Source organism: Parviterribacter multiflagellatus, assembly GCF_056863265.1.
In genome coordinates, this window is record NZ_JBXPIZ010000014.1 from 153,477 (window position 1) to 172,297 (window position 18,821).

The 18,821-nt window shown below is 74.1% G+C and carries 19 protein-coding genes; 9 read left to right on the plus strand and 10 right to left on the minus strand.

Features of this window, described 5'->3' with window-relative positions:
* Positions 1–32 precede the first annotated feature (32 nt).
* Positions 33–1,772, plus strand: coding sequence for a gamma-glutamyltransferase (gene ggt, locus AC1UE5_RS26965; RefSeq protein WP_482929040.1), 1,740 nt, complete (start codon positions 33–35; stop codon positions 1,770–1,772).
* Positions 1,738–2,412: a DUF2238 domain-containing protein gene (locus AC1UE5_RS26970; RefSeq protein WP_482929041.1), complete on the plus strand. Its 675-nt coding sequence runs from the start codon at positions 1,738–1,740 to the stop codon at positions 2,410–2,412. The genes ggt and AC1UE5_RS26970 overlap by 35 nt, the downstream gene beginning before the upstream one ends.
* Here the strand turns inward: AC1UE5_RS26970 and AC1UE5_RS26975 are convergent.
* The gene (locus tag AC1UE5_RS26975; RefSeq protein ID WP_482929042.1) at positions 2,409–4,193 is read right to left on the minus strand and encodes a GMC oxidoreductase; all 1,785 of its coding nucleotides are present in this window, start codon (positions 4,191–4,193) and stop codon (positions 2,409–2,411) included. The genes AC1UE5_RS26970 and AC1UE5_RS26975 overlap by 4 nt on opposite strands.
* Before the next feature lie 138 nt (positions 4,194–4,331).
* On the opposite strand from AC1UE5_RS26975, the gene AC1UE5_RS26980 reads away from it, so the two are divergent.
* The 3 genes from AC1UE5_RS26980 to AC1UE5_RS26990 are packed head-to-tail and all read left to right on the plus strand — an operon-like array spanning position 4,332 to position 6,873.
* Positions 4,332–5,084, plus strand: a complete 753-nt coding sequence (locus AC1UE5_RS26980) for an ABC transporter ATP-binding protein (protein WP_482929043.1) — start codon at positions 4,332–4,334, stop codon at positions 5,082–5,084.
* Complete coding sequence (locus AC1UE5_RS26985; protein ID WP_482929044.1) at positions 5,081–5,839, plus strand: ABC transporter permease; 759 nt, start codon at positions 5,081–5,083, stop codon at positions 5,837–5,839. Before AC1UE5_RS26980 ends, AC1UE5_RS26985 begins: the two co-directional genes overlap by 4 nt.
* Positions 5,836–6,873: an ABC transporter substrate-binding protein gene (locus tag AC1UE5_RS26990; protein WP_482929045.1), complete on the plus strand. Its 1,038-nt coding sequence runs from the start codon at positions 5,836–5,838 to the stop codon at positions 6,871–6,873. Before AC1UE5_RS26985 ends, AC1UE5_RS26990 begins: the two co-directional genes overlap by 4 nt.
* Here AC1UE5_RS26990 and AC1UE5_RS26995 read toward each other — a convergent pair.
* Positions 6,794–7,717 carry a DNA-3-methyladenine glycosylase family protein gene (locus tag AC1UE5_RS26995; protein ID WP_482929046.1) on the minus strand — a complete coding sequence of 308 codons (924 nt, stop codon included), beginning with the start codon at positions 7,715–7,717 and terminating at the stop codon, positions 6,794–6,796. The genes AC1UE5_RS26990 and AC1UE5_RS26995 overlap by 80 nt on opposite strands.
* A gap of 152 nt (positions 7,718–7,869) precedes the next feature.
* Between AC1UE5_RS26995 and AC1UE5_RS27000 the strand changes: the two genes are divergently transcribed.
* Both AC1UE5_RS27000 and AC1UE5_RS27005 read left to right on the plus strand, forming a co-directional pair.
* Positions 7,870–8,247 (plus strand): cupin domain-containing protein, encoded by a 378-nt coding sequence (locus AC1UE5_RS27000; RefSeq protein WP_482929047.1) that lies wholly within the window; start codon positions 7,870–7,872, stop codon positions 8,245–8,247.
* 120 nt (positions 8,248–8,367) lie between these two features.
* Positions 8,368–9,840 carry an FAD-dependent monooxygenase gene (locus AC1UE5_RS27005; protein ID WP_482929048.1) on the plus strand — a complete coding sequence of 491 codons (1,473 nt, stop codon included), beginning with the start codon at positions 8,368–8,370 and terminating at the stop codon, positions 9,838–9,840.
* Here AC1UE5_RS27005 and AC1UE5_RS27010 read toward each other — a convergent pair.
* Together AC1UE5_RS27010 and AC1UE5_RS27015 are read right to left on the minus strand one after the other, a co-directional pair.
* Positions 9,837–10,115, minus strand: coding sequence for a hypothetical protein (locus AC1UE5_RS27010; RefSeq protein WP_482929049.1), 279 nt, complete (start codon positions 10,113–10,115; stop codon positions 9,837–9,839). The two genes, AC1UE5_RS27005 and AC1UE5_RS27010, sit on opposite strands and share 4 nt — an antisense overlap.
* Positions 10,116–10,125: 10 nt before the next feature.
* Positions 10,126–11,262 (minus strand): GNAT family N-acetyltransferase, encoded by a 1,137-nt coding sequence (locus AC1UE5_RS27015; protein WP_482929050.1) that lies wholly within the window; start codon positions 11,260–11,262, stop codon positions 10,126–10,128.
* A gap of 18 nt (positions 11,263–11,280) precedes the next feature.
* Between AC1UE5_RS27015 and AC1UE5_RS27020 the strand changes: the two genes are divergently transcribed.
* Both AC1UE5_RS27020 and AC1UE5_RS27025 read left to right on the plus strand, forming a co-directional pair.
* A complete protein-coding gene (locus AC1UE5_RS27020) occupies positions 11,281–12,519 on the plus strand; it encodes an aminotransferase class I/II-fold pyridoxal phosphate-dependent enzyme (RefSeq protein ID WP_482929051.1) in 1,239 nt (412 codons plus the stop codon).
* A gap of 332 nt (positions 12,520–12,851) precedes the next feature.
* Positions 12,852–13,175: a hypothetical protein gene (locus AC1UE5_RS27025; RefSeq protein WP_482929052.1), complete on the plus strand. Its 324-nt coding sequence runs from the start codon at positions 12,852–12,854 to the stop codon at positions 13,173–13,175.
* Positions 13,176–13,215: 40 nt separating this feature from the next.
* Here AC1UE5_RS27025 and AC1UE5_RS27030 read toward each other — a convergent pair whose 3' ends face one another.
* The 6 genes from AC1UE5_RS27030 to AC1UE5_RS27055 are packed head-to-tail and all read right to left on the minus strand — an operon-like array spanning position 13,216 to position 18,810.
* The gene (locus tag AC1UE5_RS27030; RefSeq protein WP_482929073.1) at positions 13,216–13,698 is read right to left on the minus strand and encodes a VOC family protein; all 483 of its coding nucleotides are present in this window, start codon (positions 13,696–13,698) and stop codon (positions 13,216–13,218) included.
* Complete coding sequence (locus AC1UE5_RS27035) at positions 13,695–14,126, minus strand: hypothetical protein (RefSeq protein ID WP_482929053.1); 432 nt, start codon at positions 14,124–14,126, stop codon at positions 13,695–13,697. The genes AC1UE5_RS27030 and AC1UE5_RS27035 overlap by 4 nt, the downstream gene beginning before the upstream one ends.
* Before the next feature lie 34 nt (positions 14,127–14,160).
* Positions 14,161–14,694 (minus strand): hypothetical protein, encoded by a 534-nt coding sequence (locus AC1UE5_RS27040; protein WP_482929054.1) that lies wholly within the window; start codon positions 14,692–14,694, stop codon positions 14,161–14,163.
* A gap of 26 nt (positions 14,695–14,720) precedes the next feature.
* Positions 14,721–15,386, minus strand: coding sequence for a hypothetical protein (locus AC1UE5_RS27045; protein WP_482929055.1), 666 nt, complete (start codon positions 15,384–15,386; stop codon positions 14,721–14,723).
* Positions 15,383–16,144, minus strand: coding sequence for a TlpA family protein disulfide reductase (locus AC1UE5_RS27050; RefSeq protein WP_482929056.1), 762 nt, complete (start codon positions 16,142–16,144; stop codon positions 15,383–15,385). The genes AC1UE5_RS27045 and AC1UE5_RS27050 overlap by 4 nt, the downstream gene beginning before the upstream one ends.
* Positions 16,141–18,810 carry an efflux RND transporter permease subunit gene (locus tag AC1UE5_RS27055; protein ID WP_482929057.1) on the minus strand — a complete coding sequence of 890 codons (2,670 nt, stop codon included), beginning with the start codon at positions 18,808–18,810 and terminating at the stop codon, positions 16,141–16,143. The genes AC1UE5_RS27050 and AC1UE5_RS27055 overlap by 4 nt, the downstream gene beginning before the upstream one ends.
* Between the last annotated feature and the right edge of the window lie 11 nt (positions 18,811–18,821).

The window sequence follows — 18,821 nt, forward strand, 5'->3', positions numbered from 1 at the left end:
TCGCGCCCCGATCTGCCGGGTAGAGCCGCGCCATGCGCAGGGGTGTCGCCGTCGTGTTCATGCTCGTCGTGGCGCTGTGGTGCGCCGCCGTCGCGGCCGCGCCGGCCGCCGAGCCCGGCTCGCGCTTCCGCGCCGCCGCCACCGGCACAGCGGGCGTGATCGCGACCGAGTCCACCGCGGCGAGCCGCGCCGCGCGCGCGGCGCTCGACCGGGGCGGCAACGCGATCGACGCCGCCGCCACCGCCGTGTTCGCGATGGGCGTCGCGCGGCCGCAGTCGTGCGGCATCGGCGGCGGCGGGTTCCTCGTCTACCGCTCGCGCACCGGTGCGGCGCGTACGCTCGACTTCCGCGAGACCGCTCCGGCCGCGTTCCGCGAGGACACCCTCGTCCCGCCCGGCCTGCACAAGGCGTTCACCGGCCACCTGACGGTCGGCGTGCCCGGGACGGTCGCGGGGATGGCGGCGGCGCTGGAGCGCTACGGGACGATCTCGCTGCGCGAGGCGATGGCGCCCGGCGAGGCGTACGCGCGGGAGGGCGTCACGGTCACGGCGTCGCTGGCGAAGGCGATCACCGACAACCGGGCGCGGCTCGCGAACTTCCCCGCCTCGGTGCGGACGTACCTCAAGCCCGACGGCACGCCGTACGCCAAGGGCGAGACGCTCCGCCAGCCCGAGCTGGGCGCGACCTACCGGCGCATCATGCGCGAAGGCCCGCAGGCGCTCTACGGCGGGGAGATCGGCCGGCGGATCGTCCGCGACATGCGCGCGCCGCGGCCTGCCACGAAGGACGCCGGGCTGCTCACCGTCAAGGACCTCGCCGGCTACGAGGCGGTGTGGCGCACGCCCATCCGCTCCACCTACCGCGACCGGACGATCATCGGGATGCCGCCGCCGACGTCGGGCGGGATCGCGATCGCGGAGATGCTCGGCATCCTGCAGAACTTCGATCTCACCGCGAGCGGCCCGGGCTCGGCCGACACGCTGCACCGCATCATCGAGGCGCAGAAGATCGCGTGGGCCGACCGCGGCCGCCACGTCGCGGACCCGGCGTTCGTCCCGCAGCCCACCGCCACATTGATCTCCGCGAACTACACGCGGGTGCGCGCGGCCGAGATCGCGCCCGACCGCGCGGGCACGTACGCGCCGGTCGCCGACCCGCCGACGCGCCCGGAGGAGTCGACCACGCACATCTCGGTGATCGACGCGCGCGGCAACGCCGTCGCGGTGACGTGCACGATCGAGCAGGAGATGGGCAGCGCGGTCGTCGCGCCCGGTACCGGCATCCTGCTCAACAACGAGCTGACCGACTTCGGCGCGCCCGGCACCGCGAACGCGCCCGCGCCGGGCAAGCGGCCGCGCTCGTCGATGTCGCCGACGATCGTCGTCCAGCCCGGCGGCCGCCCGACGCTCGTGGTCGGCGGCGCGGGCGGCGCGCGGATCATCATGGGCGTCCTCAACGCGATCGTGCAGTCCGTCGACTTCGACCTGCCGCTCGACCAGGCCCTCGACGCGCCGCGCGTCGATGCGATGAACGGCACCGGCGGCGCGGTGGAGATCGAGGACGCGCGCCTCGACCCGGCCGCGCTCGCGGAGCTGGAGCGCCGGGGGCACCGCCTGCAGCGCCTCGGCGAGTACGGCACCCGGCCGCGCGTCAACGCCGCCGGGCTCGTCCCGGCACGTCCGGGCATCCCGCCGGAGGAGACCGGCGGCCGCCTCGCCGCCTCGGATCCGCGCACGGATGACGGCGCCGTCGCCCAGCGCGCGCGACGCTGAGGGCGGGCCGCTGCGGCGGCTGCTGCTCGGGGACTGGCCGGGCCCGGTCCGCGACCCGCTCGACGTCCTGCGGCTCGTGTTCGTCGCGGGCGTCGTGCTGTTCGCGGCGCTGGGCGACACGAAGGGCGTGGGGAACCTGCTCGTCGCGACGGTCGCCGTCGTGCTCGCGCGCCTGGCCGAGCTGCCGCGCCTGTACGACCTCGCGGTGATCGTCGCGATGACGTTCACCGGCTGGGGCGAGGCGCTCGGGCTCTACGACGCGATCTCCTGGTACGACAACGTCGTCCACTTCACCGTGCCGCTGCTGACGTCGCAGGTCCTCTACCTGTGCCTCGCACGGATCGAGGTCCTGCCCGACCTGCGCGAGGAGCTGCTCCCCAACCACCACCTGGGCATCTTCGTCGTGACGTTCGCGCTCGGCGTGGCGGTCGGCGGCGTGTGGGAGATCTTCGAGTACACCTCCGACAGCACGTTCGGCTCGAAGCTCCAGACCGGCAACGACGACACCGTCGGCGACCTGATCGCGGACACGCTCGGCTCGCTGTGCGGCGCGACGATGCTCGTGCTCTACGCCCGCTTCGGCTGGGGCTCGGTCCGGCGCGTGCCGGGCACGAACCGCTACGAGGACACCTCCTCCTAGTGGTGCAGGAGGAGCGCCGCGAGCGCGAGGAGCGCGGCGACGGCCAGCGCGACCGCGAGCGAGACGAGCATCTGCGCCGCGCCGGCGAGCGCGCGCTCGCGACCGGTCGGTGAGGACGCCGGCGCCGGTGCTTCCGCCGCGGCGCGGAGCGTCACGGGCGCCGGCCGGTGCGCGCGCCGGAGCTCGTCGGCCGCGCGGAGCGCCAGCGCGACGATCGAGAGCGTCGGGTTCACGTAGCCGCCGGTCGGGAACACCGAGCTGCTCACGACGAGGAGGTTGTCGACGCCGTGCACGCGCAGCGCGGGGTCGACGATGCCGTCGCGCGCGGCGTGGCTCATCCGCGTCGTCCCCAGGTAGTGGCCCGTGGTCGGGCTGAGCACGAGCGGGCGGCCGTCGGGGCGGGCGAGCGCGTAGCGGCCGACGCCCGCGCGCTCGAGCTCCCGCGCGTACAGCTCCTGCGCCCGCATGGTCGACGCGACGTCCTCGTCGTGCCAGCGCCAGTCGACCGTGATGCGCCGCTGCCCCAGCGCGTCGCGCCCGGCGCCGAGGAGCATCCGGTTGTCGTAGTGCGGCGCCTGCTCGACCGAGTGGTCGACCTGCACCTCGCGCAGCAGGCGCCGGCGCGCCGCCGGCAGCTCCGACCAGCCGCCGCGCGACCAGTGGCTGTGCGCCGCGAGCACGCTCGTCGCCCCACGCCGGGCGACGCCGTCGAGCCCGCGCACCGCCCGCACCACGTCCTCGCGCGACGACGGCGTCCGCGCGCGCAGCGCGTCGCGCAGCCCGAGCACGCCGTCGACGCCGGCCTGCTGGCGCGCGCTCAGCGGCCGGCCGCGCGGGAAGAACGCGGCGCTCAGCTGGAGCATGCCCTCGCGGCGCACGACGTCGTCGGCGAGCCGCAGGTGCGCCATCACCGGCACGCCGTCCACGGTCCGCAGGTCGTACAGCCGCAGCGCGTCGAGCGTGCGGGGCGACGCCGGGTGCAGGCGGCCGCCCTCGATCAGCAGGTGGTCGTTGAACCACCGCCCGAGGTGGTGCGCGCCCGGCCCCAGCCGCAGGGTCCCGTCGGCCACCGACGTGAGCAGGAGCCGCGTGCTCCCCAGCCCGCCGCCGGCCAGCACGACGTGCCGCGCGCGCACGGTCAGCTCCCGGCCGGGAGCCGTCGCGACGCGCACCGCGGCGACCCGGCCGGTGAGCGGGTCGCCGTGCAGGCCGAGCGCGGTCGCGTGGTGGAGGACCGTGACGTTCGGCGACGCCGCCAGCACGCGCCGGTGGCGCTCGGTGAACACCGCGCCGTCGCCGAACTGGAACATCCGCGTGGCGACGAGCGCCGGGTCGAGGGCGAGCGGCGGGCGGTCAGCGTCGGCCCAGGGGTCGGCGTCGAAGCCCGTGCCCGGCAGGTCGAAGACGCGCAGCGCCCGCGGGTAGTGGCGGGCCAGCTCGTCGTAGCCGATCGGCCACGCGTCGAGGTCGGCCGTGCCGAACGGCGCGAGGCGGATGCCGTGCGCCGTGCGCGACGTCTGCACGCACCACGCGCTCGCGTTGCCGCCGAACCGGCGCAGCGCGTCCACGCGCTCCAGCCCGCCGAACGTCACCGGGTCGCTGACGCCGAGGTCGTCGAGCGCCGGGTCGGGCTCTTCCCCACCGGTCTCCAGCACCGCCACGCGCACCGGCAGCCCGTCCAGCTCCAGCGCCACCGCCTGCCCCGCGGGTCCGCTCCCGACGATGCACACCTCCGTGTCGAGCTCGGCGTCCGGGGGCAGCGTGCGCGCGTCCGTGAGCACGATCAATCCGTACCAGGACGGCGATCGCGGGTGCAACCTGTAGCCTTGGCTCGGTCATCGGACCATCAGGGGGGCTGGCAGGCGGCCGGCTGAGATGAGCGCCACGATCCGGCGCTGACCCTTCGAACCTGTGGGGTAATGCCCGCGAAGGGAGCGACAGCACTGCACGAGGATGCGCGCGCACGCGCGGGGCTGGCCGTGCGCCTGGACGGCGTCAGCCGCCAGTACGGCCCGACCCACGCGCTCGCGGACGTCACGCTCGAGATCGCCGTGGGCGAGGTCGTCGCCGTCGTCGGACCCAGCGGGTGCGGCAAGTCGACGCTGCTCGACCTCGTGTGCGGGCTGGCCGAGCCGTCGCGCGGCACGGTCGACGCCGAGCCGGCCGTCCTCATGCCCCAGCGCGACGCGCTCCTGCCGTGGCTCAGCGCGCTCGACAACGCCGCGCTCCCCCACCGGCTCGCCGGGCTCGACCGCGACACCGCCCGCGAGCGCGCCCGCCCGGTCCTGCACGACCTCGGCCTCGACGGCTTCGAGGACGCGCGGCCGCACGAGCTGTCGGGCGGCATGCGCCAGCGCGTCGCGTTCGTGCGGACGCTGATGGCCGAGCGCGAGGTGCTGTGCCTCGACGAGCCGTTCGGCGCACTCGACGCGATCACCCGCGCCGGCGCGCAGCAGTGGCTGGCCGCCGCGCTCCAGCGCGAGCCGCGCACGGTCCTCCTCGTCACCCACGACGTCGAGGAGGCGCTCGTGCTCGCCGACCGCGTCGTCGTCCTCTCCCCCCGCCCCGGCCGCGTCGTCGCCGACCTGCGCGTCGACCTCGCGCGCCCCCGCGCGACCACCGACCCCGAGATCGTCGCGCTGCGCGCCCGGGCGATGGAGGCCCTCGCGTGAAGCGCGCCCTCCCCGCCCTGGTCCTCCTCGTGGTCGCCTGCGTCGCCTGGCAGCTGTACGTCGACCTGGGCGACGTCTCCGACATCGTCCTGCCCGCCCCGACCGAGGTCGCCAAGGCGCTCGTCGAGGAGCGCGCGCTGCTGTGGGACAACTTCACCGCGACCGCGGTCGAGGTCGGCGGCGGCATCGTGATCGCGCTCGTCGCCGGCGCCCTGCTGGCGGTCGGGATGCACGTCTCCCCGCGCACCCGCGAGGCGCTCTACCCGCTGCTCGTCGCCTCGCAGGCGGTCCCGATCGCCGTGCTCGCGCCGCTGCTCGTCGTGTGGCTCGGCTTCGGCATCCTGCCCAAGCTCGCGATCGTCGGCATCGTCTGCTTCTTCCCCGTCGTCGTCACGACGCTCGATGCGCTGCGCCGCACCGACGCGGACCTGCTCAAGCTCATGCGGACGCTCGACGCGTCGCGCTGGCAGGTGCTTCGCTGGGTCGAGCTGCCGGCCGCGCTGCCCGCCTCGCTCAGCGGCGCCAAGCTCGCCGTCGCCATCGCGGTGATCGCCGCGGTGCTCGCCGAGGACGCCGGCTCCGAGGAGGGCCTCGGCCACATGATCACGCAGGCGAACGCGCAGTACGACGTGGCGGACTCGTTCGCGGCGGTCGTCGTCCTCGCGGCGTTCGCGCTCGCCCTCTTCTTCACCCTGCACACGGCCGAGCGGCGCATCGCGCCCTGGGCCGACCGACCCGGAGGATCCACCCTGTGAGACGCCTGCCCCTGCTCCTCGCCGCGCTGCTGTGCGCGGTCGGCCTCGCCGCGTGCGGCGAGCGCGACCAGCCCTCGACGGACGGCAACGCCGGCTCCGGCGCGACCGACCGGCTGGACCTCGTCCTCGACTACGTCCCCAACGCCGACCACGCCGGCCTGTACGCCGCGATCGGGACGGGCGCGTTCTCCGACGTCAAGCTCGACGTCCAGCCGCAGGTGCCGAGCGACCCGGCCGCGCCGCTGCGGCTGCTGGAGGCGGGCCGCGCCGACCTCGCGATCACCTACGAGCCGGAGCTGCTGCTCGCCCGCGACAAGGGCGCCAAGCTCGTCGCGATCGCGGCCATCGTCCAGCAGCCGCTGACCAGCGTGATGTCGCTGGGCAAGGGCGCGGTGAAGCGCGCCGAGGACCTGAAGGGCAAGAAGATCGGCACCGCCGGCATCCCGTACCAGGACGCCTACCTGAAGGCGATCCTCGCCAAGGCGGGGCTGGCCGAGGACGACGTCAAGAAGGTCGACGTCGGGTTCAACCTCGTCCCCGCGATGGAGTCCGGCCGGGTCGACGCGACGCTCGGCGCGTTCTGGAACGTCGAGGGCGTCGAGCTCGACCGGCGCAAGAAGGACCCGACGATCCTCAAGGTCGATGCGCTCGGCGTCCCGACCTACCAGGAGCTGATCGTCGTCGCCCGCGAGGACGACGCACGCGACAAGGGCGACGTCCTGCGGCGCTTCGTCGCGGCGCTCGGGCGCGGGCACGCCGCCGTGCGCGACGACCCCGAGACCGGCATCGCCCCGCTGCTGGAGGCCAACAAGGACCTCGACCGCGAGTCGCAGCTCGCGCAGGTGCAGGCGACGCTGCCGGTCTTCTTCCCCGACGACGAGAACAAGCCGTTCGGGTGGATGGAGGAGTCGGAGTGGGTGACCTACGCGCGGTGGATGTTCGAGAACGAGCTCATCACGCAGCGAGCCGATCCGAAGAACGCCCTGACCACCGAGTTCCTGCCCGGCGAGGGCCCGCAGTCGACGGCCGACTGAGCGCGTACGTGGCGGCCAGGCCGGCCCACTCCTCGTAGGGCGCGAAGAACGCCCGCACGTCCTCCTCGGTGGAGCGGGCGTGCGGGTTGCCGGTCTCGTGGCGGGCGACGAACTTGATCAGGTTCAGGTCGCCCGCCGGCACGACGTCCATCCGGCCCTGGCCGAGGTACGCGAGGATGTCGAGCGTCCACTGGCCGATCGTGTTGATCGTGCGCAGCCGCTCCCAGCCGCGCTCGTGGTCGGGCGCGTGGAGGTCGACCCGGCCGGACGCCACCTCGCGCGCGGCCTTCACCAGCGCGACCGAGCGGCGCGCGCTCAGGTCCAGCGCCTGGAGCTTCACGGGCGCCTCGGCGGCCAGCGTCGCGGGCGCCGGCAGGTCGCGCAGGCCGGTCAGCCGGCAGCGCCGGCCGTAGCGGCGCAGGATGCGCCGCTGGATCTCCGCGGCGCGCACGTACTCGATGAGCTGCTCGGTGATCGCCCACGCGAGCGCCTCGAACGGCTCGGGCCGGCGGACGGGGCGGATCCACGGCTGGGTGCGGACGATCTGCCCGATGAGCGGGTCACGGGCGAACCGGTCGTGGAACTCGCGCAGGTCCTCGTCGACGGCGAGCGCGAACCGCATCCGCTCGATCGCGTGCTCGCACGCCTCGGCGCTGGGCCCGTCGGCGCGGATGACCACGCGCGCCGGCGCCGGCTGGTGGGCGCGCACGACGACGGCCTCGTCGCCGACGTGGATGAGCCGCATCAGGACGCCGTCGCGACGCAGCATCACGCCGTCGCGCCCCAGCATCCGCGGCAGCTTGAACGGCCACGGAGGGGTGATCTCGACCGAGCGCTCGACCATCGCGGCGGGACCCTAGCCGCCCGTCCGGCGGTGAACGGTGTCCTCGCTCCACCCTCGCGGGCCGGGTGTCAGCTGTCTGACGTGTCGTCCGCGAAGACGACCTGCGCGGGCTCGGACCGCGGCGGGTGCGCCGGTCTGGCAGCGTGCGCGTGATGGAGTGGAAGAAGACGAGCTTCGACGACGTGGCGGACAAGGCCCCGGAGGGCGTCCCGATGCAGTGGCGCTTCACGCGCGGCGTGCTCGGCTCCCCCGAGCTGGGCGTGAGCCGCTTCACCTACGAGCCCGGCGCGCGGATGCCGTGGGGCCACCGGCACAAGGAGCAGGACGAGGTCTACGTCGTCGTCGGCGGCTCCGGGCGGGCGAAGCTCGGCGACGAGGTCGTGGAGCTGCGCACGTGGGACGTCCTGCGCGTCGCGCCGCCGGTGATGCGCTCGTTCGAGGCGGGCCCCGAGGGCATGGACGTCATCTGCATCGGCGGCCGCAAGCCGGCGCGCGGCGACACCGAGAAGGACCCCGACTTCTGGCGCTGACGTCCTCTCCAGTTCCAGATTATGGCCGACAGGGGGGCTTGAAACAAGCCCCCCTGTGTGTCCCACAATGCCTCGCCGCAAGCCGGAAACGAGCAGTGGGAGAACCTCTTGACGCATGCGGTGGCAGTGGTCGGCGCCGGGCCGACCGGGATGATGCTGGCAGCCGAGCTGGCGCTGGCCGGGATCGACGTCGGCGTGGTGGAGCGCCGCGCGGACGCGACGCTGGAGAGCGGTCGCGCCGGCGGCCTGCACGCGCGGTCGATCGAGGTGCTCGACCAGCGCGGGGTCGCCGAGCGGTTCCTCGCCGAGGGGCAGGTCGTGCAGGCGCTGGGCTTCCCGATGATCCCGCTCGACATCGGCGGGTTCCCGTCCCGGCACCCGTACGTGCTGGGCCTGTGGCAGCACCACATCGAGCGGATCCTCGCCGGGTGGCTCGACGAGCTGCCGGTCACGTTCCACCGCGGGGTCGAGGTGACGGGTCTCGCGCAGGACGACGACGGCGTGGCGCTGGAGCTGTCCGACGGCCGCACGCTGCGGGCGGCGTACGTGGTCGGCTGCGACGGCGGCCGGAGCTTCGTGCGCAAGGCGGCGGGGATCGCGTTCCCGGGGTCGGCGCCGTCGACCAGCGCGCTGATCGCCGAGGTGGAGATGACCGAGGAGCCCGAGCTCGGCACGCGCCGGGACGCGCACGGGCTCCACGCCCTCGGGCGGCTGGAGTACGAGATCGTCGACGGCGAGGTGGTCTACGCCGACGCCGGCCCGGTGCGCGTGATGCTGAGCGAGGAGCCGCACGGTGAGGGGCCGGGCGAGCTGACGCTCGACGCCCTCCGCGCGCGGCTGGTCGAGGTGTACGGGACGGACTTCGGCGCGCACAGCCCGACGTGGATCTCGCGGTTCACCGACGCCTCCCGGCAGGCGGACGCGTACCGCGCCGGGCGGGTGCTGCTCGCCGGCGACGCCGCGCACATCCACTCGCCGGTCGGCGGGCAGGGCCTCAACACCGGGCTGCAGGACGCGGTCAACCTCGGGTGGAAGCTCGCGCAGGTCGTGCGGGGCGTGTCGCCCGACGCGCTGCTCGACACGTACCACGCCGAGCGCCACCCGATCGGCGCGCAGGTGCTGCGCCTGACCATGGCGATGACCGCGCTCAACCGCACCGACGACCGCACGAACGCCCTGCGCACGGTCGTCGCGGACCTGCTGGGTGAGGACGCGGCGGCGAAGCGCTACGCGGGGATCCTCTCCGGGCTCGGCCTCCACTACGACCTCGGCCCCGGCCACCCGCTCCTGGGCCGCCGGATGCCCGACCTCGACCTCGACGGCGGCGCCACGGTCTACGGCCACCTTCACGCCGCCCGCCCGGTCCTGCTCGACCTCACGCACACCCTCGACATCGCTCCGTGGGCCGACCGCGTGCAGCACGTCCGCGCGGGCTACGACGGCGAGTGGGACCTCCCGGTCCTCGGCGCGGTCGACGCCCCCTCCGCCGTCCTCGTCCGCCCCGACGGCCACGTCGCGTGGGTCGGCGACGGCACCGACGCGGGCCTCACCGCCGCGCTGGAGCGGTGGTTCGGGCCGCCCCGCCGCGGCTAGCGGCGGGGGTCGAGCAGGTGGACGTCGACGAGAAAGGAGCGCGTCGCGACGATCGGGAGGTTGCGGCGGCGGCGCGGGAGCAGGCCGCCGCGGCGGGCGCGGGAGCGGACCACGGCGGCGAGGCCGGCGCCGGCGACGAAGGTCGTCGCGGCCACCGCCGCGGCCTGCGTCACGACCTGGCCGGCCGGCTTGGCGGGCTCGATCACGCGCGGCTCGCTGGCGACGACCTCGGCCGCGGTGGTCTCGGTCGTCGTCGGCTCGGCGGCGGTCTCCATGGGGCGCATGCTAGACGGCCTTCCCGACGAGGTCGCGCCGGTACACCCGCATCTTGCGGACGACGTGCGCGCCCAACGCCTCCATGCCCCGGTTGATCGGGTTGTCCTCGAGGATCCAGCCGAGCTCGCCGCGGTAGACCTGGCCCTTCTCCGCCATGTCGTAGTGCTCGATGTAGAGCGACGCGGCGACGCCGGTGTGCTGGTGCTCCGGGTGGACGCCGAGGAAGCCGACGCGCACGCGATCGACGTAGGAGTTCCGGCGCAGGAAGTGCCACCAGCCGAGCGGCAGGAGCGACCCCTTCATCCGGCGCAGCACCTGGTTCATGTCCAGCGGCGAGATCGCCACGCCGGCGACCTCGCCGTCGGGCGTCTCGGCGACCATGAACCAGTCCGGGTGGAACGGGAGCTGGAGGTCCCACGCGTACGCGTCGAGGTCCTCCTTCGAGTACGGGACGAACCCCCAGTTCTGCGCCCACGCGGCGTTGTAGACCTCCCGGAACGCCTCCAGGTCACGTCGCAGCGAGCGCCGCGTCATCTTGCGGATGCGGATGCCGTGCTCCTCCCGGGCCTGCCGGTCCAGGTCGAACATGAACGGCATGATGTCCTTGCGCCGCGACACCTCCAGGTGCCACGCGAGGAGGTCGACGGCTTTCTCCAGGCCCGCCTCCTCGACCATCCGCTGGTAGTACGGCGGGTGCCAGGGCATGCGGATCGACGGGGTGTCGTCGAACCCCTCGATCAGGATGCCGGCCTCCTCGTTCATGGTCAGGTCGAACGGCCCGACCATCTCGGTGAAGCCGCGCGCCGCGAGCCAGCCGGACGCCGCGTCGAGCAGCGCCTGCAGCACCTCCGGGTCCTCCTCGAACTCGAGGAACCCGAAGTTGCCCCACTTCGTCCCGTGGAACGCGTTGAAGTTGTCGTCGTACTGCGCGGACACGCGCCCGACCACCCGCCCGTCGCGCCGGGCGAGGAAGAGGCGCGCGTCGCCGTGGCCGAAGAACGGGTTCAGGCGCCGCGAGAGGTAGGCGTGGCGCTCGAGACGCAGCGGGGGGATCCACTGGTCAGAGGTAGAGTGCAGCCGGAACGGCAGCTCGATGAACTCCTTGAGCTCCGCTCGCGAGCCCACCGGTGTCACGTCAACTGGCACGGTCGGCCAACCTAGCTCATGCCCACGCAGATCGACGTCTTCGCCAAGGTCCGCGGTCACGAGCGCGAGGAGCAGCTGCGCGCCGCCCGCGAGGCCGACCTGTTGCCGTACTTCCGGCTCATCGAATCGCCCGCCCTTCCGGTCATGGAAGTGGAGGGACGCCAGCGCATCATGCTCGGCTCCAACAACTACCTCGGGCTCACGGACGACCCGCGCGTCAAGGCGGGAGCGCAGGACGCGCTCGACCGCTACGGCACCGGGCTGACCGGCTCGCGCCTGCTCAACGGCACGACGCCGCTCCACCTCGAGCTCGAGGCCGGCATCGCCCGGTGGATGGGGACCGAGGACGCGATCGTCTTCACCACCGGCCACCAGGCGAACGTCGGGACGCTCGGCACGATCCTCGCCCCCGGCGACACGGTCATCGCCGACAGCGCCGACCACGCCTCCATCCTCGACGGCTGCCTCCTGAGCAAGGCCAAGCTGCGGCCGTTCCGCCACGGCCGGCTCGACAAGCTCGAGAAGCAGCTCCAGCGCGCGCAGGAGGACGGCGGCGGCGTGCTGGTCGTCGTCGACGGCGTCTTCAGCATGGAGGGAGACGTCGCTCCACTGCCCGAGATCTGCGACCTGTGCGAGAAGTACGGCGCGCGCCTGATGGTCGACGAGGCCCACGGCGCCGGCGTGCTCGGCGCACGCGGCGCGGGCGCGTCGGAGCTGCACGGCGTCGAGGACCGCGTCGACCTGCGCATGGGGACCTTCTCCAAGTCGCTGGCCTCGTGCGGCGGCTTCATCGCGGGCTCGGCGGAGGTCATCGAGTACCTGCGCATCCAGAGCCGCGCGTTCCTCTTCACCGCCTCCAACGTCCCCGCCGCCCTCGGCGCCGCCGCGGCCGCGCTGCGCGTGATCGAGAGCGACGAGGGCCCCGCGCTGATGCGCCGCGTGCTCGCCAACGCCGACCACCTGCGCGACGGCCTGCGCGGCCTCGGCTTCAAGGTCATCGACCACGGCATCGGCACGCCGATCATCCCGGTGCTCGTCGAGGACGACTGGAAGGCCGTGCTGCTGTGGCGGGCGCTCTACGACGCCGGCGTGTACACGAACGTCGCGATCCACCCCGCGGTGCCACCGGGTGGCGCGCTCCTGCGCACGAGCGTCATGGCGACGCACGGCGCGGAGACGCTCGACCGCGCGCTGGAGTCATTCGCGTCTGTGAAGGCGGCGTTCGAGGCCGAGCACGGCCCGCTCCCGTCGCCTTAGCAGGTCTCTCACCTTCACGCCGCTTTCACGAAAAGGCCGCTCACAGCGAAAGAAGCGGGTCCGACACCCGTTGACCGGACCCGCTGGCGTGCTTAGGTTCAGGACGCGCTCAAGCGAGGCGATCGGGACGGAAGGCCGGTTGCGTTGCGGAACACGGGAAGGGGCATCTCGTCCGCAGCACAGCAGCCGCCATCCGGGGGGACCCGACGCCAGCAGCGGCGTGCGGCAACGCAGTACTCGCAGTACGAGCAGTCCAGAGCAGTCCCATCAGGCACAACACCCACAACGAGCAGTGCCGGCCGTTCCCTGCGGCCGGCGGGGGAGGACATCCAGTGAACGCGACAGCGACGATCGCCCCTGGGCCGCAGCACCTTCGCGCGCTTCATCGCGCGAACGAGGTGCGGCTCGCCCGCGCGGAGCTCAAGCGCCGCGTGGCGACGGGGGAGGTCAGCGCGAGCGAGGTCATCCTGCAGGCCCCGTGGGAAGCGTCCAGCATGGCGGTGTCGGATCTCCTCATGAGCCAGCGGCGCTGGGGACACCAGCGGTGCCGCAAGGTGCTCGAGCAGATCCCGGTCTCGGAGACCAAGACGGTGGGTTCGCTCACCGAGCGTCAGCGCAACGCGCTGGCCGAGCTGCTGGGCGGTGTGACCCGCTAGGGCCACACCCTCGCGCGTGCACGGCCCGCGGGCCGGGGACCTACCTGATCCCCGGCCCGCGGGTCGCGATCTCGACGGTGTGGTCGTCGGGATCCCGGATGTAGATGGAGCTGAAGCCGCCCCGCTCGAAGACGTCGGTGGCCTGGACGCCCCGGCTGCGCAGGTAGTCCCGCCAGGCCGCGAGCTCCTCGGCGGACTCCACGATGAACGCGAAGTGCTGCACGGAGCCGGTTCCCACCGTGCCGTGCGGCAGGTGCGGGTACTCCATGAACGAGATGAGGTGGCCCGCGCCGCCGGTGTCCGAGGTGCCGAGCAGGAACCACGAATGGCGCGCGTCCGGGTCGTCCGCGCTGCGTTCCTCGCGCACGAGCTGGAGCCCGAGCAGGTCACGGTAGAACGCCGTCGTGCGGTCGAGGTCGCGGACGATGGCGGTGAGGTGGTGCAGGCCGGTGAGCCGCATCCGGCGCTGCTCCCCCGCCGACGGCGACGACGAGCTCGGCGGGGTGCCGACGCCCTCGTTCATGCTCTCCACGTGAGACCTCCTGCCCTACGGGCGAACGCGGCACGCAGCCAGGCGTAGGCGGCCGCGGCCGCTGCGACGCCGGCGATGATGCCGATGAGACGGATGGTGAAGTAGCCGACCGGCGCGCCGACGAGGAGGAACGCCGCGAGCGTCAGCAGCGTCGTGTGCGACCGGTAGCCGGCGAAGTGCTCGCGGACGACCTGCTCGAGCCCGGCGATCGAGCACAGCAGCACGCCGGTCGTCACCAGCAGCTGGCGGCGCGAGCCGTCGCTGACGAACCCGATGACGAGCACGACGATGCCGAAGAGCACGCACAGCTCGACCAGCGGGAACGGGTGCCACGGAGCGTTGGGCAGCTCGTCGCGGCTCGCCCGCAGGCGGGGCGCGGAGGGCGGCTTGCGCGGCGCCGGCGTGGCGGCAGGCGTCACGGGCCGGGGCGCACGCGGCGCACCGGAGGCAGCGTCACGCTGGCGGCTGCGGCGACCCATGCGCCGCGCAGACTAACGGACAGCCGGAGCTGAGCTTGACCTGCCACCAGCCCATCAGCATCCCGATGAGGCCCAGGCGCGGGCGGACCTGGTAGGCGCCGCAGCCGTCGACGTCGACGTCCGCGCGGTGCAGGCGGGCGAACTTGTGGCGCTCGGGCCGCAGGAGCATCCGCTCCAGCAGCGCCTTGTTGGCCTCCACCTCGCGGCCGCGCTCCTCCAGCACCGAGCGGACGTGGCGGAGGCGGGCCTGGAGCGCGTCGCGCTGCTCCTCCAGCTCCCCGAGCGTGGTGAGGTGCGGGTGCGGGCTGCGGCCGGACGCGGCCGGCGCCTCGACGCGCACGTCCACGCGGCAGCGCGGGAAGGCGGTGACGAACGCGTCGGCGAGCTGGCGCTCGAGCCGGGCGATCTGGTCGCGTAGGGCCCGTCGCGCGGCGGCCTCGTCGACCGGCGCGCCGACCGGCGGAGCGACGACGAACGGCGTGTGCATCGTGTCGTCCAGCACGACCATCCAGTCGGACGGTAGCGCGCCCGCGCTCACGCGTCGAGCGCAGGGTCCAGCGTCGAGGCGACGAGGTAGAACGCCTCCTCGACGTGGATGCGCGGCACGTGCGGGACCTGGATCGCATACAGGTGCAGCGCGCGCGTGTCCCGGCCGGGCGCGTGCGCGGGGGCCGGCTCGCCGAACAGCACCGCGAGCGGCCCCTCGGCGTCGGCGATCACGAGCCGATGCGGCGCGGCGTCCGACGGCAGCTCGCCGCGGCCCATCGTCTCCCCCGGGCGCGCCTCGCGGAGCGTCAGCGGCGCCGTGACCCGGTCGGCGTCCAGCGCCCACACGGCGACGCCGGTCTCAGCCAGCGCGATCGTCAGCGCGTCGGGGACCGGGCCGCGCGACGTCAGGCCGCCCGCGCGCAGCCGTTCGAGCGTCAGCGCCTCGGCGGGTGGGCGCGTCGTGTCGGGGTCGAGCCCGACGTGGCGGAAGAAGACGCGGTGCGCGTGGGCGATCGGCTCGGTCCGCTGCTGGATCGCCTGGGCGCCGCCGATGCGGCTGGCGAGCACCTTGAGCTGCTCGCGGACACCCTTGTCGCTGCGGCGCGCGCCGGCGACGTCGTCGGGGAGCGTCAGCGTGCGCGTCCAGAGCCGCAGCTCGGGGTGCTCCTCGCGGATCGCGTCCGCGACCGCGCCGGCCTCGAGCAGGCTCACCGCAGCAGCGCCTCCACGCGGGCGCGCAGCTGGGCGTCGGTCAGTTCGCGGTAGGTCGTCTCGCGCACGACGCCGCCGCGCCGGGCGAACACGATCTGCGGGCAGCCGGCCAGCCCGTAGAGGCCGCTGACGAGCTGGTCGCGGTCGTACGCGACGGGGAAGTCGTGGCCGAGCAGCGGCTTGCGCTCTGCCTGCTGCGCCTCCCGGTCGTCAACCGCCGCGTTCTTGCCGCTGCCGACGGCGGCGAACGACACGCGGCCGGCGAACTCGCCGCGCACGCGGTCGAACTGCCGCAGCACCGCGCGACACCGCTTGGCGTCCGCCGGGAACATCGCGAGCACGACCGGGCCGCGCTCGGACAGCTCGCAGATGTTGACGACGTCCGCCTGGCGCACCTCGCAGGCGGGCCGTCGGCCGGCTTCGTCGCTGACCGTGTCCTCGGTGGCGATGTTCGCGTCGCCGTAGAGCTGCGAGTCGGCGTCCGGGGCGGCGAACGGCGCCAGGCGCTCGCCCGGCCGCGGGCCGCCGGGGCGCGTGTCCTCGGTGGCGCCGCCGATCGCGTTGAGCATGATCGACACCGCGACGAGGAGGACCGCGATCCCGATGACCCACGTGAACCGGCTGCGGCCCGGCGGTCGCGCGGGCGGCGGCGGAGGCGGCGCGGCGGGAGGCGGCGCGGCGGGAGGCGGCGCGGCCTCGCGCTCGTCCCCCTCGTCGCGCTCGTCGCGCTCGAAGTCGAGCGGCCCGCCGCCCGTCACGACCGGGCGCGCGCCAGGCGCGGGCGGCGCAGGGACAGGCGCGGGCGCGGCAGGTGCAGCGTCACGCCGCGCTCCGCGAGGACCAGCACCGACGGCAGCACGACGAGGACGCCGAGGAGCGAGACGGTGAGGTCGATGACCGTGACGAACCCGAAGTTGCGGAGCATCGCGATGTCCGACACCACGAGGACCGCGAAGCCGGCGATCGCGGTCGCGCCCGAGGCAAGCACGGCGGCGCCGGTCGAGCGGTACGTCCGCGCAAGCGCCACCGGCGGCTCGTGGCCGACCGCGCGCTCCTGCCGGTAGCGCTCGGCGAGCAGCACGCTGAACTCGGTCGAGATCGCGATCACGAGCGCGCCCAGCGTGACCGACATCGGGTTGAGCGGGATGCGGAGCAGGAAGAGCACGAGCGCCGACCAGCCGGTCGCGAGCACGATCGGCACGAGCGGGATCAGCGCGCGCTCACGCGAGCGCAGCGCCAGCCGCAGCACGACGAACACCGCGAGCAGTCCGAGCACGATCGTCAGCATCCGCCGCCAGTCGGACGACACGCGCGCGTTCGCCTCCGCCGCCAGCACCGGCAGCCCGGCCAGCTCGGCCGTCACGCCCGCGGGCGGGTCGAGCCGCTCGCGCATCGTCTCGATGACCTCCTGCTGGCGCTCGAGCGGCATCAGCCGGATGCCGAACGACATCGTCGCCGTCCGGCGGTCGGGCGTGATGACGCTCTGCGAGAAGTACGGCGGCACGACGTCGAGCAGCGCGTTGACCTGCTCCTTCGTCTTCGGCGTCTCGCGGAAGAGGTCGGGGAGCGAGAACGCCGGGCACAGCTCGGCCTTGCCGCACCCGCGGGCGCTGGAGTAGCGGAACTCCTTCGTCAGATCGGCCTGGTAGTCGATCATCCACGCGATGACCTTCGGGTCGGCGACGTCCTTGGCCTCGACCACCACGTCGAGCTGGCCGCCGACGCCGGTCGACTCCTGCAGCGCCTCGAGGTCGTCGAGCGCCTGCAGGTTCTGCGGCACGAGCTTGGTGATGTCCGACTCCACGCGCGTCTGCGTGTCGAGCCCCCAGCCGGCCAGCGCTAGCACCGCTGCCACGACGACCACCCGCCGCGGCTGCCGCACCGCCGCGCCGATCGCGCGCCGGAAGGCCCGGCTCGCCGGCACCGCCACGAGCTCAGCCGCGCCCCGTGCGGCCGGGGCCAGCGCGCGCCCGGCGTGCGCGACCACCCGCCCGAGCGGTGCGAGCAGGTCCCGCGCTCCCCGCAGCGCCGCGCCGCCCGGGACGGCGCGCGACGACGCAGACGGCCCGCCGCGCCGCCCGGCCAGCGCCAGCGCCGCGGTCCCGCCCACGAGCGCGAGCGCCAGCGCGACGACGATGCCGACGACGAGCAGCAGGCCGAACCCGCGCACCATCGGCACCGGCGACAGCAGCAGCACGAGGAAGCCCGCGATCGTCGCGGCCGCGGCCGTCACGATCGTCGGCGCACCCGCGACCGCAGCCCGGTCGGACTCGCCGCCGGCCTCGCCCACGCGCGACTGCCACTGGATCGCGTAGTCGACCGCGAGGCCGATCAGCACCGGCAGCACCGCGATCGACGCCATCGTCAGCGACGCGCCCGCCAGCGACAGCGCGCCGAACGTCAGCGCCGCGGCGGCCAGCGCGACGCCGAGGGGCAGCAGCCGCACGCGCGCGCGGAACACCACCGCGAGCGTCGCCGCCATCAGCAGCAGCGCCGCGCCGAGCAGCAGCAGCATCGAGTCCTGCACCTCGCCCGCGAGGTCGTTCACCACGACCGGGGCGCCGGTGACGACGAACGCGCCGCCGCTCTCGGTCAGCTTCCAGTCCGGCATCGCGACCGCCCGGCGGATGTCGGCGATCGCGTCCTCGCGCTGCGCCTGCGACAGGTCGGGCTTGAGCCGCACCTGGATCAGCGCCGACGTGGAGTTGGGGAACAGGTACGCGAACCGCGCCTTCGGCGTCCCCGCCGGCTTGGCCGTGTCGAAGATGAGCTGCGAGACGAAGTCCGGGTCGTCCAGGCTCGGCAGCCTCGTGAGCTTGTAGCGGACGGCGGTGGTCAGCAGCGTCGTGGTCATCTGCGCTTCGACCGCCTGGCGCGCCTGGTCGCCGAGCTTCTGGATCTCCGCCTTGGACTTCTTCTGCTTGCGCGCGAGCGCCTCGGCCGCCTTCTCGGCGCGGTCGGCCTGCTCCTGCGTGGTCTGCGACATCCGCGACAGCTCCTCGGTGAGCTGGCGGACGGACTCGTTGACGAACGTGCCGGGCCCGACGACGACCTTCACCGGCTTGGTTGCGGCGAGCTTCGCGCACGGCCCGTCCTTCCCCCCGCGCGGCTCGACGTCGGCGGGCTTGTTGCCGGAGATGCAGCCCTCGAGCCCGACCAGCCGGCCGAGGTCGGAGCTGAGCATCACGTCGTTGAGCTTGCCCTGGACGAGCACGTAGACCGCGTCGTCGCCGAACCGCTCGTAATACCGCTCGGACGCCTGGTAGCTCTCGGACCCCTTCCCGACGAGCGTCTCCGTCGACGTCGACGGCTCCAGCCGCAGCGCGGCCAGCGCCCCGAGCACGGTCAGGACGGCGCACGCCGCCAGCACCGGGACGGGCCGGCGGGCGGCGAAGGCGATGGCGCGGCGCAGACGGTCAGGCATGTGACTGGGGC